The organism is Rosistilla carotiformis (genome assembly GCF_007753095.1).
Classification (GTDB): Bacteria; Planctomycetota; Planctomycetia; order Pirellulales; family Pirellulaceae; genus Rosistilla; species Rosistilla carotiformis.
This window is the reverse complement of record NZ_CP036348.1, coordinates 4,065,980-4,081,374: the sequence shown is the minus strand read 5'-3', so window position 1 is coordinate 4,081,374 and position 15,395 is coordinate 4,065,980. Positions and strand designations below refer to the sequence as shown.

Here is a 15,395-nt window from a genome sequence, read left to right as displayed (position 1 = left end):
TTGGACAAGTCAGGTCCACGCCAAGATCCAATTTGGGGGCGCCTAGGAAGAAATTGCGATAAAAGCTAAGCTAATATAACGGTCCGGGAAACACTTCCGGATTTCCAGCGAGACCGGGTCAAAAAAATGATTGTAGCGCAATGAAACGAATCCAATCGATGTGGCGGGCGACACGAATCCTCTGGGCGATTCTGCTGGTGATCGGGATCATCTTGCCTTGGATCGATCCGATCATGTTTGCGATCTGGCTGATCAATCTACCGATCTGCGTCGGCGTCTTCTTCTATTTCGCTTACGTCCGCTACGACGAAGAAGGGAACGACCTGGAACGCTAGACCGGCAGACAATGTTCGCGTGAAGACGGTCGCCTAAAAGGGGGCCTCGGCGGATGGACGGTCGTGGAATGACGCTACTTCCACGTTCCTTCCAGTGGTACCCGATGGGGTAGGTTGGTTGTTGGGTTTTTTTGTGCCCCGATAGTCAGCCCGTCGATTGGGCGTTATCAATGAGTGCCAAGCCGGCCGGCTTGCCAATTATTCTCATCTGCCCCCGTTGCGCAGGGGCGTTCGTCGAGCATCCAGCTATGAAGGAGCCGAGAGTGCAATCGTGGAAACCGCAGGGGTTGCAAAGGTCGACGCCGTCCCCGATGCATCCGACGGCAATGGGACGCTTTCCATGCGGAATTCTCTGCGTCGCACTCATGATACCCTCCATCGGGTGTCGGAAAGACGCGGTTGAATTGGAGAGTAAGCCACCGCTGCCCGTCTCGTTGCTGACGTTGTCCAAAGCGATTCCGTCGTCGTCTTACACCGGGTCGGGAAGCGTTAAGGCGTGGAAGACCGAACAGATCGGATTTGAAGTTGCTGGCCGGGTCGAATGGGTGCTCGAACCGGGTAAGGATGTCGACGGTCGCATGGTCGATCCCGACGGCAAATTGATCCAAGCCGGAACGCCGTTGGCGCAGCTCGAATCGTCTCGCTACGAAATCGCCGTTGAATCGGCCGAAGCGAATCTCGAGGTCGCGGAATTGCGGAAAGAGGGGATCGAGATCCGATTGAAGGAGGCCCTGCCGGCCGAGCTGGATGCCGAGCGAGCCAACTTGAAACTGGCCGAATTGGAATTCTCTCGTATCGAAACGCTGCAAAAACAGAATGCTGCGTCGCTGTCGGAATTTGATCAAGCGCGTAACGAAGTCCAGGCGCGACAAGCCTCGCTCAGTTCGCTGCTGGCTAGCGAAAAGCAGACGGGCGCGGAGTTTAAATCCGCAGCGGCGGAGATCCGTCGGGCGCAACAGGCATTGCGGGATGCCCGTCGCGATTTGGACAACACCACGTTGTACGGGTCTTACCAAGGACAGATCTCCGAGGTGATGGTGGTTCCCGGGAGTGTCGTTTCGGCGGGATCTCCGGTGTTGACCTTGCAGATGACCAGTCCGATCAAGGTGGAAGTCGAACTGTCGTCGCGGCAGTCGCGGTTGATGCGCAAACGCCGGCATCTCCCCGTCTCGTTCCTTCTGCCCGATGGCAATCCGCGGGTTCAAAACGCGTTTGTTTACCGAATCGCTCCCAGCGCGGATCCCACGACACGGACCTTTGCGATGTCGTTGTTGATGCTGAACGAAAAGATCCACGACCTGCCCGATGAGTCTCCAGGGTCGGCGACGGTGGCCAGATCGGAGGACCTCTGGCCGTTGAAGTTGAAACAGATGATGGTGACCAGCCCCGGTGTGTTGCTGGTCGAAGAAAAATCGATCCTCCGCGACGACCAAGGTCCGTTCATCTATCAAGTGACCAATGCCAAGCTCCGCGATGTCTTGCCGACCGTTTTGAAGGTCCGTCAGCGACGGATTGTCGAGCACGATTTGAGGGTTCCATTTTTGGGCAATTGGACGTTCCGTTCGATCGCGTTTGTCGATTCGGAACCGGTCGATGAAAACACGCTTTATGTCGGCCAGCTGAAGTTCGAGGACAACGACGCTTCGACTTGGGATGGCGAATCGGTCATCCTGGATGCCGGCTCTCAATGGATGTTGCGCCCCGGCGATTTGGTGACGGTCGATCTGTCCAGCAACGTCATCGAGCCTGGGTTTTATGTACCGATCGACGCGATTTACGAAGAATCGGGGGAAACGTCGCTGTTCGTCTACGAGGAGGGCGTTGCCAGGAAATTGCCCGTGCAGGTGGTCCCCGCTGAAAACCTTGACGCCGGATCGTTGATGGAGATCCGGGCGGCGGAACTTACCGATGGGTTGCAGGTGATTGTTGGCGGGGTTCACTATTTACGCGATGGCCAAGCGGTCCGGGTGATCGGACAACAAAGCCTCGATTCGATTGTGCGCGAGGAAGCCGGGGTTAGCGAGGAAGCGTTGTACCGCGAAATCGAATCGGCGGCCGAGGCGACGGTTCCCAAGGAGGAACGGTAACCATCATGTCACTCCCTGCCCTTGCCGCGAAATATCAACCGATCGTGATCTCTTTGGTGCTGTTGGCGATGGCCACCGGCGCGGTCACTTACGTGACGATCCCCCGTCGCGAAGATCCCGAGTTCACGATCCGGGTGTGCGTCGTTTCGACCTCCTGGCCGGGAGCGCCTGCCGAAACGGTCGAGGAGTTGGTGACCGATAAGATCGAACAAAAGTTGATCAGTATCGAAGAGGTTCATCTGACGCGATCGACAACCGTCACGGGGCAGTCGACGGTCTTTGTGGAATTGGAAGACAACGTTCCGCCATCCGATATCCAAAAGGTTTGGGACAAGGTTCGAGCGCGCGTCGATTTGGTACCGATGCCGGCCAGCGATGTCCGTCCGGTGGTCAACGATGAATTTGGAGATACCGCGGTTCTGTTGTTGGCGATTCATCAGACGCCAACGCATGGTCGGCCCGAGATCCGGCCACAGGACGCTTATTCCGCCCGCCAGTTGGAAATCTACGCCGAGGACGTTCAGGACGCATTGCGTTTGCTGCCGGGCGTGGCAAAGGTGGACATGTTTGGCCAGCGGCAGGAGGCGATCTATATCGAGACCGACCTCGCAAATTGGTCGCAGATCGCCTTGACCACTGCCCAGCTGGAATCGCTGGCACGGGAACGGAACATCATCGAAGCCGGTGGCCAACTGGACACCGTGACCGGACACTATTCGGTGAACACGGGGGGCGAATTTAATGCGGTGGATGAGATTCAACAGATCGCCAGCACCGTCCATACCGACGGTGGAGACAACAGTGTCCCGCTGGCGGAGCTTGGACTGACCGTTACGCGAGGACTGGAAGATCCCGCGAATTACCTCTGCCGGTACGGAGACGTCACGCACAGCACACCGGCGGTGATGTTAGGGCTCACGATGAAGTCGGGCTCCAACATTATCGAGGTTTGCAACGCAGCCAATGCACGGGTCAAGGAGATGATGGACGTTGAGCGTCGCCTTCCGCCAGACATCGCCGTCACGGCCGTCTCGGATCAATCGGAAAGCGTCGCCAAAAAAATCCGTGACGTAATGATCAACGTGATCGAAGCTGTCTTGATCGTGGTGATTGTTGTCTATCTTGTTGTTGGCTTTCGCACCGCGTTTGTGATGGCGGCGAATATTCCCATCGTGGTTCTGATCACGTTGGGGATCGTGGCGTTGTTCGGAGTGCAATTGGAACAGATCTCGCTGGCCGCGATGATCATCTCGCTGGGCCTGTTGGTCGATAATGCGGTCCAGGTTTGCGACCAAGCGCGGACCAACCAGATTGCGGGAATGGCCCCCTTTCCCGCCGCGATCGACGGTGCCAATACCTTGGCGATCCCGATGTTGGTTGGAACACTGACGACGATGGCGGCCTTCTTGCCAATGTTGATTTCGCTCGAAGGCGGAGGGAAGGAGTACGTCTACAGCTTGCCGGTGACCGTTTCGACAACGCTCGCACTCAGTTGGTTGTTGGCGATGAGTCTTTGCGTGATCTTGGCTGGCGTTTTCATTCGAGCCCCGCAACCGGACGAATCGGGATCGCCCGTGCTCGCCGGGTTCGCGGTTTTGAGTCGATGGTCCTCGCGGTGGCGCAAGCGGACGGCCGACGGTTCGGAAAGCCGGACAGGCCATCGTTCCACGGAAAATCTGGCATTTCGAACGTATGGCGTGATCGGCCACATCGCCGTTGCCGCCAAATGGACGACGGCGCTGTGTGTGCTGATATTGATGGTCGGGATCATGACATTGCCCGTCAGCAGCGAATTTTTTCCGGAGGCTGACGGGACGCAGTTCGCCGTGAAGATCCTCTTGCCCGAAACCGCGACGATCGATCAAACCGATCAGGTTGCCTTGAAGGTGGAAGCCGCGATTCGAAAACTGGCGACCGAAGGCGATGTCACGGTGCCGCGGTTGCGATCGATGCGAACGATGGTCGGTGGTGGAGGCGCGCGATGGCATCTCGGTTGGGAACCCGAACCGAAGACGCGTTCGTACGCCGAAATATTGGTCCGCACCACCGACAGTTCGGTAACAAAAGAATACGCCGAAAGGGTCCGTGAAGTCTGCCAACGCGGCGATCCGTCGCTGGATATCGATCCGATCGTGGGCGCGCGGATCGTGCCGGTGCAATTGGCACTCGGTCCGCCAGCGGATCCGTTGGTCTTCCGTATCTCAGGCAATGGGTTTGCCGATCCGGTGGTGCTGCGGACGGCCGCCGATCGGCTGAAGGAGATCGTCGATCAACAACCCGAAACCTGGGACGTTAGTGATTCTTGGGGCGTCGATGGGTTGCAGGTTCGTGTCGCTGTCGATCAAGATCGCGCGGTCCTCGCCGGAGTTACGAATTCGCAAGTCGCCCAAACGCTCCATTCCTATTACTCCGGATTGCAATTGACGACGTTCCGCGAAGGGGATCACCAGGTGCCGGTCTACTTCCGGTTGCAGGCTAGCCAGCGTCAATCGATCAGCGGTCTTCAAGAAGCGTTTGTCGAAGGGGACAATGGGAAGATTCCTTTGGCTTCGCTCGCGCGGCTGCATCCCGGTTTTGAATTAGCCCGCGTCGAACGGCGGAATATGAATCGCACCATCGAGGTGAGCTCACGCATGGAACCAGGGGTGACGGGAAACGACGTGGTCGCACGGGTCTTGAAGTCCGATCCGATGCGTGATTTGGAGGCGGGGCTGCCGATAGGCTATTGGATCGAACCAGGGGGATCGTACGAAGAGAGTGCCGAGGCGGGGGGCCAGATGATGACGTCGTTTGGCATCTCCTTCCTTTTGATCGTGCTGTGCCTGATTTTCCAATACAACGGCTGGTCCAAACCGTTGGTGATTCTTTCGACCTTGCCGTTGGCTTTAGTCGGCGCCTGGCTGGGGCTATTCCTTTCCGACAAATCGTTGGGCTTCATGCCTCAGTTGGGGATCTTGGCACTGTTCGGTATCGTGCTCAACACGGCGATTATCTTTATCGAATTCGCCGACATCTTGATCACTCAACGGGCCTTGGCGAAACGCGCAACAGGATCCGCCGAAGGGCCCATCGTGGGGCTAAGCGTTGCCGAATTTCGTGGCTGTTTGGTCGACGCGGGAAAGCAGCGGATGCTGCCGATTTTTCTGACAACTGCGACGACCGTGGGCGGCTTGATACCGCTTGCCCTTAGCGGTGGACCGCTGTGGGAAGGACTCGCCTACTGCATGATCGTTGGCTTGATCCTGACGACCACGTTGACCTTGGTGATCGTGCCCGCCTTTTACGCGATCCTGGTGGAGACCTTTGGCGTGCAACCGGTGAAGCTTCCCGAGCCCCAGGAGGGCTAAGCGTTCGTGTTAGGCGAGCCGTGTTCCATTGTCGACCGATTGGTCGGGCACGGCCAGCACCACCGCTCCATCGCCGCGATGAAAGCCCGTCACCAGACACTCGGACATCACTGGTCCGATCTGCTTGGGCGGGAAGTTGACGACACCGATCACTTGCCGTCCGATCAACTGTTGCGGAGTGTAGAGGTCCGTGATCTGAGCGCTGCTGCGTCGGATGCCGATCTCGGGGCCAAAGTCGACACGAAGCTTGTAGGCGGGCTTCCTGGCTTCGGGAAATGCTTCAGCCGCCACGATCGTGCCGACCCGCAATTCCACACGCTGAAATTCGTCCCAGGTGATCTCGTTCATTGAGCATTCCGTGCTGCGTTCCATTCCCGCAGGTATTGGTCGAGAAACGATTGCATGAAGGCGTGCCGTTGCCTCGCGATGCGGCGGGCTGGGTCGGTGTTCATCAGGTCGGTTAGACGGAACAGTTTTTCGTGGAAGTGATCGATCCCGGTAGGGCGTGGTTCACTCTCGGTTTGCGAACAATGAAACGGCTGGCCGACGGTGGCACCATACTCGATGGTGCGAACGATTCCGACCGCTCCCAATGCGTCCAATCGATCGGCGTCTTGAACGATCTGTGCTTCGAGCGTCAACGTGGACCGATCGGTTCGTTTGCGGAACGAGATTGTTTCGACAATCTCGACCACGCGAGGGATGACGGGCGAGGCCACCGGTTGTTCGGCGAGAATCTGTTGCGTGAACTCCCCGCTGCGTTCGATTCCACCTTGAAATTTGGCGTCCCCAATATCATGCAGCAGGGCAGCCAGTTCGATGACAAACCGATCGCCGCCAACTTCCGCCTGCAGGCTTTGGGCTGCGTGACGAACTCGCAGCACATGATCGAAGTCGTGCCCTGCGGCTTGTCCGGCCATCCGTTGACAAACGATCTGTTCGACCGCCTCGACGCATTGGCATTGTTCGCGATCCATCGGCAACTCAATCGTCGGAATGGTTGGATTCGTACGCCAAATCGCGGACGCGCAGTCCAAACTTGTCTCCCAATTTGACCACTTCACCCGACGCGATCAGCTCCTTGCCAATCATCAGGTTCAACGGCTCGTCGTAAACCTTCTCGAAGGTCAACATCGCACCGGTGGTCAGATTCAAGACGTCTTCCAGCGGAATTTTTTTGGTTGCCAGCACCACCGAGACTTCGGTTTCAATGCCCAACACGCGTCGTTGAAAAGAAGGGTTTGCTGTTCGCACGGTCACACCTGGGGGTAGAGTTCACCGAGCGCGATGTCGGTGGCAGCGAGGAAGGCTTGCTTTGCCTGCGAGCGTTGCGGGAAAACCGGTCACGGGGGGCGATCTTCCCAATAGTGTCATCGGCATCCGCGGGGGCCCCCCTTGATGCGCGATTGAACCGTTTCCAACCACCGAACCCAAACCCACTAACAGATCTCTCTTTTGTAATCTTTGCTTCCGTTGCATCGCGAAAACTGAACCAGATCGTTCAAAACCCCCGTCAATAGGTGTTGAACAAAACGCCTGCGAGATGCGTAACATTTGACCGTGCAATGGTTTAACGATGCAGCGCTGGAAGGAATCCCAATATCGAGAAGGATTTAAATTCCTCAACGGAACCCCCCGGCAGGGGGTGCAACCGCGGGGGGCGAAGCGTTACATTTAGTTGAGCTGGTGCAGGAGACCAGTTCGGCAATTTGCCGAAGTTAAACGATTCTAAGCCTCTGATCTTTGGAAAGTGACCCAACCACGATGTGCTTATTGGCTTTGCAATATCAATTGGTTCCTGAAAGCCCAGTCTTGGTCGCGGCGAACCGTGAAGAATACTTCGACCGCCCCAGTTTGGCCCCCTCGATCCAGTCGGGAAAACCGCGCGTCCTGTGCGGAATCGACCAACGCGGCGGTGGGACTTGGCTGGGTGTGAACCAGAATGGGATGTTTGTAGGAATCTGCAACCGTGCGACCGTGACCCCTTTATTTGGGCAGCGATCTCGTGGCTTGTTGTGTCTGGATCTGTTGCGTTGCGGATCCTCGCGAAAGGCTTTGGAAAAAGCTCAAACCGAATTGAGCAAGACGCGATACGAGGGGTGCAACATCATGATCGCCGATGCCACCGCGGGCTTCGCGATCCATTCCGAAGAAGAACACGAAGTCGTCGATCTTGTCGAGGGGCTGAACATTATCGGTTCGCGCAACTTGAACGATCCAACCGACGAACGTGTCGCGATGGCGCGTCGGCTGTTGACGTTGCAGACGCTTGACTCCCCCGTCAAGTTCCTGGCCGTTGCCAGCAAGGTCTTCGCGCGCACTCCGACTCTGCCCGGCCGACCTTCGATGGTTGTTCGCGGCAACGATTACGGAACCGTCAGCAGCACGCTGTTGTCGTTGGGCGTGAAACCTCGCGATGCGATCTATCAGTTCTCGACGGGAGCTCCGGATCAAGCGAAGTACGAAGACTACTCGCCGCTGTTGCGTGACATCCTCAGCCGAGGTCTGCGTGAGGCGCGAACCAAGGCGCAACGCGCTTAATGTTCGACCGATAGAAATTGGGGTGGTGCGTCCCTGTTGACGCAGCCCCCAGTTCACGCGATCAATGCCCACCCTCACCGCGAGCCGGTGTGAATCTCCCCCCCTCCTTCCCGCCAAAACCGCTTTGACAGTCTCTGGTTCCTTCTTGCGTCCTCCTCTTGCCACCGATGGTGCTTTGATGCCAAGCCTTTGCCGATTCTTGTCGTTTGCGATTTTGATGGGCTTTGCCCCTGCCGCGGTCTGCGTTGCCAAACCAGACGCACCGTCGCACGTCTACAAGTCGGTGGATGGGCGAGATTTGGTGCTTTATGTCACCGAGCCCGCGGGCGAGAAGCCGAAGCAACCGCGTCCGGCGATCGTCTTCTTTCATGGCGGCGGCTGGTTGGGGGGCGAACCGGGGCAGTTCAGTTCGCACAGCGAATATTTTGCCTCGCGCGGCGTGGTCTGTTTCCAAGTGCAATATCGTTTGTTGGATCGCAAATCCAAAACGCCTCCGGTCGATTGCGTCCAGGACGCCAAATCGGCGATGCGTTGGATTCGTGCTCGCAGCGAACAGTTTGGAATCGATCCGAATCGGATCGCGTCGGCCGGTGGATCGGCGGGAGGTCATCTGGCCGCGTTTGTTGGCTGTGTCGACGGCGGGGATGCGGCGACCGATGATCGGTCCGTCTCGGCGAAGAGCCAGGCGATGCTGTTGTTCAACCCCGTTTACGATAACGGCCCCGGTGGCTGGGGAACGGCTCGCGTCGGCGATCGCTATCAGGAGTTTTCCCCAGCGCACAATCTGAGCAAAGACGATCCGCCATCGATCGTCTTTCTGGGCAGCGAAGATCGTTTGATTCCGGTCGCCACGGCGGAAAAGTTCCGCGACGATTCGTTGGCGGTGGGAGTCGATAGCGAACTGCATGTCTACCAGGGGCAAGGGCACGGCTTCTTTAACGTTCGCAACGACGATGGGCGTTGGTATCGCAAGACGGTGGTCGAAGCGGATCGGTTTTTGAACAAGTTGGGATGGATCGACGGTCCGCCGACGTTGCAAAAACCGTGACCGAAGCGACCGAGAAACCGCCGCGTCTATACGACCGCAACTTCATGTTCGCGCTCGCCAGCCAGATGTGCTTTGTGATCGCCAACACTCTGATGGCTCACTACTCTCGCTGGATCGAGTTCCTCGGTGGGGATCTCGGCCAGGTCGGCATGATCATGGGAGCCAGTGCGACGTTGGGGTTGTTCTTGCGACCTTGGATCGCGCAATGGATCAATCGCTTGGGTTCCCGAACGATGTGGTTGTACGGGTACCTTCTGTTTTCATTCTCCGCAGTGGCGAACCTCTGCTTGGATGATCTCAGTCCCATGATCTATGCGATCCGCGCCTGCACGTTGTTAGCCGCTGCGATCGTGTTTGCCAGCGGATTGACCTACATTTCGCAAACCGCGCCGGAGCATCGCCGGACCGAAGCGATTGGCGTCTTGGGGGCGGGGGGATTTGTGGGGATGTTGATCGGTCCCTTGCTGGGCGATCTGATCTTGGGCAACGGTGCCGAAACCGTACTCGTCGCTCGACAGCGTCCCGACTTTGTCTGGTTGTTTCTTGTCGCGGGGGGAATCAGTTTGTTGCCGGCGCTCTTCTTGTTGATGATGCGGACCCCGGCCAGCAATGGGACGTGGCGGTCGGTGAAGCTATCCGATTTCGTAGCGACGACGCTTCAATATTGGCCCGGGGCAATTCTGTTGGTCGATTTTGTCTTTGGCGTTTGCATGACGGCGCCCTTCATCTTTGTCGCTAGTTTTGTCGACAACGCGCCCCTTGCGATCGGCAAGGTCTCGGTGATCGGGATCTTCTTTTTGTGTTACGCCGGTTGGGGCGTGACCGTTCGATTGTGGTTGGGCGATCTTCCCGATCGAATCGGCCCGCATAAAATCTTGATTGTGGGGATGGCGTCGATGGCGATCGGCATGTTCAGCTACAGCCTCGTTAGCTCCTCAAACGCATGGTTGATCGTGGTCCCCGCGCTGCTGACGGGGACCGGCCACGGGATGATGTTCCATACGATGACTTCGTTGACGATCCAGCCTTTTCCAAACGAGGTCCGCGGAACGGGGGCGGCGCTAGCCATGATGATGTTGGATCTGGGGACGCTTGTCGGAGCACCGGTGTTGGGTTACGTCGGGGATCGATTGGGATTCGCCGCGTTGTTTGCAACCGTCGGCGCGATCTGTGTTCTTGGGCTCGGCGTCTATATTTGGCGCGGCGACACGTCGACGCGCATGGCAAGTCTTTCGAATTGACCGGTGGAGGTTCCCGTGCTGCAACGACATCTGGCCCTGACCTTGTTGGACGAGTGCACCGGACGCGATATCTGGCCGGTCGAGCATTGCCGCAGCCGAGGGGTTCCCGAAGCGTGGATCGAAGAACTGGCGGACGCTTTGGAATCGAGCTTCCGCAACGATCGCGATACAATCTATGTCGATGGGACGCCGACAAACCAGTTCCACGGTATCCGCGACGTCGACCTTGCGATCCGCTTAGGGAAAGAACTGGGGATCGACGTGAATCGAGCGACGTCGTTGGCGATTTCTCGCCATGGGATCGTTCAAGCGATTAAGGAAGCTGTCGAAGAGGGATAACGCTGCAGAGGGGTTGGCCGGCAGTGGGGTACTGCGACCGAAAGCGAAGCACACGCCGGGGAGACAGGTGGTAAGATGGTTCCATTCTTATCACTCTCCTCTCTTTATCAGGAGCCCTCAATATGTTCCGTTTCCTTTTCTTGTTGGTGCTGATGGCAGCTGGTCTTCCAGCGATGGCAGCCCCTGGCAGTCGCGATCCCAATGCGTGTTTGAGCGTGCACGGATTGTGTGGCGACAGCAAAGCTTTGGTGGCGAAATGCGAAGCGCTTTGGAAAGCTAATTTCAAGGACGTCGAAGAGATCAATGCGGCGCGGACCAGCGGCCGGATCGAAGAGATCTCACACCAAGTGATTGCCCGCTGCACCTTTGCCGGAACCGAAATAGAGCAACTGGCCGAAGACTTGATCGACATGGGGGAACCGGCCGGTTTTGAGTTGCGGATCCGGGGCAAGAAGATGTGGAGCGAAGCGCATCACGGCGCGGTCTTTTACGAAAGAACAGCACGAGGTCAAAAACTGGAAGCGGCGGCCTTTAAGGCGTTGGAAAGAGGAACGCGGGCGCGCGAGAAAGAGCTGCAGCGGATCAGCGAACTGGCATCCAAAGGCGATTTAGAAGCTGCAGCGGCCGCCTATCGGGCGGCCGAAGAGAAGTTGTGGGACGATCTGCTCTGGATCCATTTCACGAAGCGCGGACCTTATGGTGATCCGTTTGAAACGGTCCGTAATTCGTTTCAGAACGCGTGGCACACTGAACGCAAAGCGGCGTCGGCGGCAAAGTTGAAAGAGATCGTTGCCAGCCAGTCGCCCGATCTGGAAGCGTTCTCCACGGAACTGACCGCGGCGATTGCATCGATCGGTCAAACCGGCAGCTGCGATATCGATGGCGCACCGGCGACGGGCCCCGAAGCGTTTGGAAAGTTCTTCGCGAAGTGGCAGCAGGCCCAGCTAGGACTGGTCCGATGCCAGGGAATCTATTGGGCTCTGCAAAATCTCGACGCGGTCCCCAAACAAGGGCACGGTCCGTGGACGCAAACGGCTGCGGAATGGAACACCAAGTTGTTGGCGATGCTGCCGCAATTGATCGTCGCCGATGCGAGTCGCGCGACGGCGGCCGATGCCGCTGGGCTCTACATGCGTTACTTGGACGTGATCGCACCCCTGGCACGAAGTACCCAGTCGGCAGCCCTTGCACGCGCGGTCCAGCCGCCGCTGGCGCAGCTGTTGAAATCGAATCCGCAAGCCGATGCGTTGGTCGATCGCTACTGGCGCGCCACCGACGATCTGTTGACTTGGCGGGGGCGGTTGGCTGCTGCACAAGCGAAAGAATTGGATTCGAGCTTCCCTGCATTGGCGAGCGTGTTTGCGCAAGCCAACCAAAGCTCCGACGACTATCAAGGTTTGTTTGCGAAGCCGGGCAGCCGGCCGACCACGCCGACGCTGCGGATCAGCTCTCCCGAATTACTCGTCGTTCCCGCGCCGAAACTGCTGGAAGCGCAAGTTCGTGCCAACGATTTGACGCGAATTCCGGGGGGAGGGCGTTTCTTGTTGTCGGGATATCGCGATCGCGTCTTTGCCAACGTTCCCGCTGCGCTCGATTACTCGCCCCAAATCGCTGCGTTGACCAGCGATCTGTTGGTGACCGAATCGCAGCCTCCGTTGACGTTGCGGGCCGCAATGGCATTGGACTCTGCCTCGCAAGTCGATCTGGTCGCCATCGGCGGCACGATCAAAGGCCTTTATCTTGAATCGGTGATCGCCCGTTTTGCTTCCTTGCCGTCCGCGGCTGCCGTGCTGTTCCCGTTGCCCGCAATGCCCAGTGAGGGTGAGAGCCAAGAAGAAATGGTTGGTTTGAATCAAATGATGATGCGATTCGACGTTATGCCCGCCTGGGTGCAACACGACTATTTTGTTGCGGACCTGCGTCAATTAAACTGACCGTTCCTGCCTCTCCCCTCTCCCCTCTCCTACCTTGAAACCCACCGGACGACGAAGATGTTGCTGAACTCCCTTCCGCACCGTGCCTGTCTGTTTGCGCTTACATTGCTTTGGATTGCCCCCGCCGTGGCGGAATATCCTGGCCGCGGTCCGATCGACGCTTATCTGGCTCAGCGGACCGCCACCGTCGAATCGCGATGCTTAACCGAACCGCTGACCGGCGAGCAATGGAACGCCCAGCGGCCTGAACTGGAACGGCAGCTGCGCGACATGTTGGGGTTGAATCCTTGGCCCGAGCGGACCGATCTCAAGCCAACGATTGTCGACCGGACGGAGTACGACGGATACGCGGTGGAACGAATCCATTTCCAGTCCCGTCCAGGATTGTACGTCAGTGCAAATCTGTACCTGCCAAGTGCCGGGGAGGGACCGTTTCCAACGATCCTCTACGTCTGTGGCCACGCGCGGGTGAAAGAGGATGGTGTCAGTTATGGCAACAAGGTCGGGTACCATCACCACGGTGTCTGGTTCGCCCGTCACGGCTATGTCTGCATGATGATCGATACGATCCAGTTGGGCGAGATCGAAGGAATCCATCACGGCACCTATTCCAAAGGGATGTGGTGGTGGGCCTCCCGCGGTTACACGCCCGCGGGTGTTGAAGCCTGGAACTCGATGCGTGCACTCGATTATTTGGAGACGCGTCCCGAAGTGGACGCAAAGCGTTTTGGAGTGACCGGACGCAGTGGCGGCGGATCTTATTCGTGGTGGACCGCGGCGATTGACCAACGCATTAAAGCGGTCGTGCCGGTCGCTGGGATCACCGACATGCGAAACCATGTCGTCGATGGATGCATCGAAGGGCACTGCGATTGCATGTTTATGGTCAATCGTTTCGGATGGGACTTTGCGACCGTCGCCGCGATGATTGCACCACGTGCGCTGCTGTTCGCCAATTCGCATCGCGACCGAATCTTTCCGTTGGATGGTGTGATTCGTACGTACCAGAAGACGACCAAGGTTTACGAAGCCTTGGGAGCGCTCGATAACGTCGCCGTCCACATCACCGAAGGTCCCCATAAGGACACGCAGGCGTTGCGAGTCGGTGCGTTCGCGTGGTTCGAAAAACACCTGAAGAATTCCACCGACGAGATGGAAGAAGTGGCTCGGAAGGTACACGAACCGCAACAGTTGCAAGTCTATGTCGACGGGATTCCGGCCGACCAACGCGTGACCGACGTTCAAGAATGGTTCGTGCCGGCAGCGACCGCTGCCGCATTGCCAACCGACAACGCGGCTTGGGCGAAACGGCAAGCGGAAAGCTTGCAGCGAATCGACGACGTTCCGGGAGCGGTACGTAATGTCGAAGGCTTCGCGCTGCAATCGGTCAACGAAACCAAACGCCAAGTGGTGGGAACGGTGGCGTTTCGTCACCTCGAGATCGATTCAAATTCCCCGTTGAAGAGCTTTGCCATCACTGCGGTTCCACAAACCGATAAGCCGATCGAAGCGTTGAAGGTTTGTATCGGTTCACCGGATGAACAAGGTATTCGCTTCACCATCGATGGCGAAGCGGTCCAGTACAGCACCGCCGACGATGAACTGGTCGGGTTGGAAGCGGTCGCGAAGACGGTGGCGTCTGAGAACCAAGCCGTGGTGTTCTTGATGCTGCAGGGCGATGGAAAGTCGCGATGGATGGAAACAGAGAAAGAGACCACGCATTTGCGACGCCGATTGCATTTGCTGGGGCAATCGTTGGATGGTATTCGCGTGTCGGAAATTCGCAGCCTGTTGGAGTTGCTTGCCGAGTCGGCCAAGGGGCTTCCGGTTGCGAAATCGGTGGAGATCGAAGCGTCGGGGAAAGAAGCGTGCATGGTGATGTTGGCCAGTTTGACCAACGCGGATGTTTCGTTGACGCTGCGGCAATTGCCCGAAAATCTAGCCGACGGGCCGATTCTGTTGGGGTTGAGCAAAGCGATCGATTTGACCGATCTGTTGGCGCTCGCTGCCGCTGGGCATCCCTTGACGCTCGATACTTCTGACAACGAAGCGGTCCGCCAAGTGCGCGCGGTTGCCGAACCGCTGGGGTGGCCGTTGGCGCGCGAGTAACATTCGGTACACCTGCGTTTCCAAATTCGGTCCGCGAACGTGTCGGCACCGACGGCGCTGCGCCGCCCCGATCCTGTGCTTCACTGGTTTGGGGCTCGATGTCCCATTGGCTTTTCCCGCAGGAACAAAAATTGAACGGGAAAAGTCCGAACCGTGGACCTTGCTCTTCTGTCCTGGTAGCAACGTGACGCCGCTTTCCTGGTGACACGAGAGCTTCGCCCGCGGTGGCGAAGCGGGGAATTCCTTGGCGGCGGCGTTGGGGGATCTCGGCCACCAAGGGCTCAGCGCAATGCAACTTTCATTTCGAGAATCAACGATGTGTGTGGCAATCAAAACGAATCGGTGAGCGAACCCGCGGCGGCATCCGACGTGTAGACCCGCTCAACTCACAACCTTTGATTCCATTGGATTGAT

The 15,395-nt window shown here is 57.8% G+C and carries 12 protein-coding genes; 9 read left to right on the top strand and 3 right to left on the bottom strand.

The window, feature by feature from the left end:
• The first annotated feature begins 140 nt into the window (after nucleotides 1–140).
• The 3 genes from Poly24_RS14745 to Poly24_RS14735 all read left to right on the top strand — a co-directional run bounded on the left by Poly24_RS14745 (nucleotide 141) and on the right by Poly24_RS14735 (nucleotide 5,769).
• A complete protein-coding gene (locus Poly24_RS14745) occupies nucleotides 141–335 on the top strand; it encodes a hypothetical protein (RefSeq protein WP_145096720.1) in 195 nt (64 codons plus the stop codon).
• 365 nt (nucleotides 336–700) lie between these two features.
• Nucleotides 701–2,422 carry an efflux RND transporter periplasmic adaptor subunit gene (locus tag Poly24_RS14740; protein ID WP_231753152.1) on the top strand — a complete coding sequence of 574 codons (1,722 nt, stop codon included), beginning with the start codon at nucleotides 701–703 and terminating at the stop codon, nucleotides 2,420–2,422.
• A 5-nt stretch (nucleotides 2,423–2,427) separates the two neighbouring features.
• Nucleotides 2,428–5,769, top strand: coding sequence for an efflux RND transporter permease subunit (locus tag Poly24_RS14735; protein WP_145096717.1), 3,342 nt, complete (start codon nucleotides 2,428–2,430; stop codon nucleotides 5,767–5,769).
• Between the two features lie 9 nt (nucleotides 5,770–5,778).
• Here Poly24_RS14735 and Poly24_RS14730 read toward each other — a convergent pair whose 3' ends face one another.
• The 3 genes from Poly24_RS14730 to Poly24_RS14720 are packed head-to-tail and all read right to left on the bottom strand — an operon-like array spanning nucleotide 5,779 to nucleotide 7,023.
• Nucleotides 5,779–6,117: a tRNA-binding protein gene (locus Poly24_RS14730; protein ID WP_145096715.1), complete on the bottom strand. Its 339-nt coding sequence runs from the start codon at nucleotides 6,115–6,117 to the stop codon at nucleotides 5,779–5,781.
• Nucleotides 6,114–6,746 carry an HD domain-containing protein gene (locus Poly24_RS14725; RefSeq protein ID WP_145096712.1) on the bottom strand — a complete coding sequence of 211 codons (633 nt, stop codon included), beginning with the start codon at nucleotides 6,744–6,746 and terminating at the stop codon, nucleotides 6,114–6,116. The genes Poly24_RS14730 and Poly24_RS14725 overlap by 4 nt, the downstream gene beginning before the upstream one ends.
• 7 nt (nucleotides 6,747–6,753) lie before the next feature.
• Nucleotides 6,754–7,023, bottom strand: coding sequence for a FliM/FliN family flagellar motor switch protein (locus Poly24_RS14720; protein WP_231753151.1), 270 nt, complete (start codon nucleotides 7,021–7,023; stop codon nucleotides 6,754–6,756).
• A gap of 510 nt (nucleotides 7,024–7,533) precedes the next feature.
• On the opposite strand from Poly24_RS14720, the gene Poly24_RS14715 reads away from it, so the two are divergent.
• The 6 genes from Poly24_RS14715 to Poly24_RS14690 all read left to right on the top strand — a co-directional run bounded on the left by Poly24_RS14715 (nucleotide 7,534) and on the right by Poly24_RS14690 (nucleotide 14,981).
• Nucleotides 7,534–8,310 (top strand): NRDE family protein, encoded by a 777-nt coding sequence (locus tag Poly24_RS14715; RefSeq protein ID WP_145096704.1) that lies wholly within the window; start codon nucleotides 7,534–7,536, stop codon nucleotides 8,308–8,310.
• Between the two features lie 178 nt (nucleotides 8,311–8,488).
• Nucleotides 8,489–9,358, top strand: a complete 870-nt coding sequence (locus tag Poly24_RS14710; protein ID WP_145096700.1) for an alpha/beta hydrolase — start codon at nucleotides 8,489–8,491, stop codon at nucleotides 9,356–9,358.
• Entirely contained in the window at nucleotides 9,322–10,599 is a 1,278-nt protein-coding gene (locus Poly24_RS14705) for an MFS transporter (protein ID WP_145096696.1), read from the top strand. The genes Poly24_RS14710 and Poly24_RS14705 overlap by 37 nt, the downstream gene beginning before the upstream one ends.
• Before the next feature lie 15 nt (nucleotides 10,600–10,614).
• On the top strand, nucleotides 10,615–10,938 hold the full coding sequence (locus tag Poly24_RS14700; protein ID WP_145096693.1) for a hypothetical protein: 324 nt from the start codon (nucleotides 10,615–10,617) through the stop codon (nucleotides 10,936–10,938).
• Nucleotides 10,939–11,060: 122 nt separating this feature from the next.
• On the top strand, nucleotides 11,061–12,872 hold the full coding sequence (locus tag Poly24_RS14695; protein ID WP_145096689.1) for a hypothetical protein: 1,812 nt from the start codon (nucleotides 11,061–11,063) through the stop codon (nucleotides 12,870–12,872).
• A gap of 57 nt (nucleotides 12,873–12,929) precedes the next feature.
• Nucleotides 12,930–14,981: an alpha/beta hydrolase gene (locus Poly24_RS14690; protein WP_145096686.1), complete on the top strand. Its 2,052-nt coding sequence runs from the start codon at nucleotides 12,930–12,932 to the stop codon at nucleotides 14,979–14,981.
• The last annotated feature ends 414 nt before the right edge of the window (nucleotides 14,982–15,395 follow it).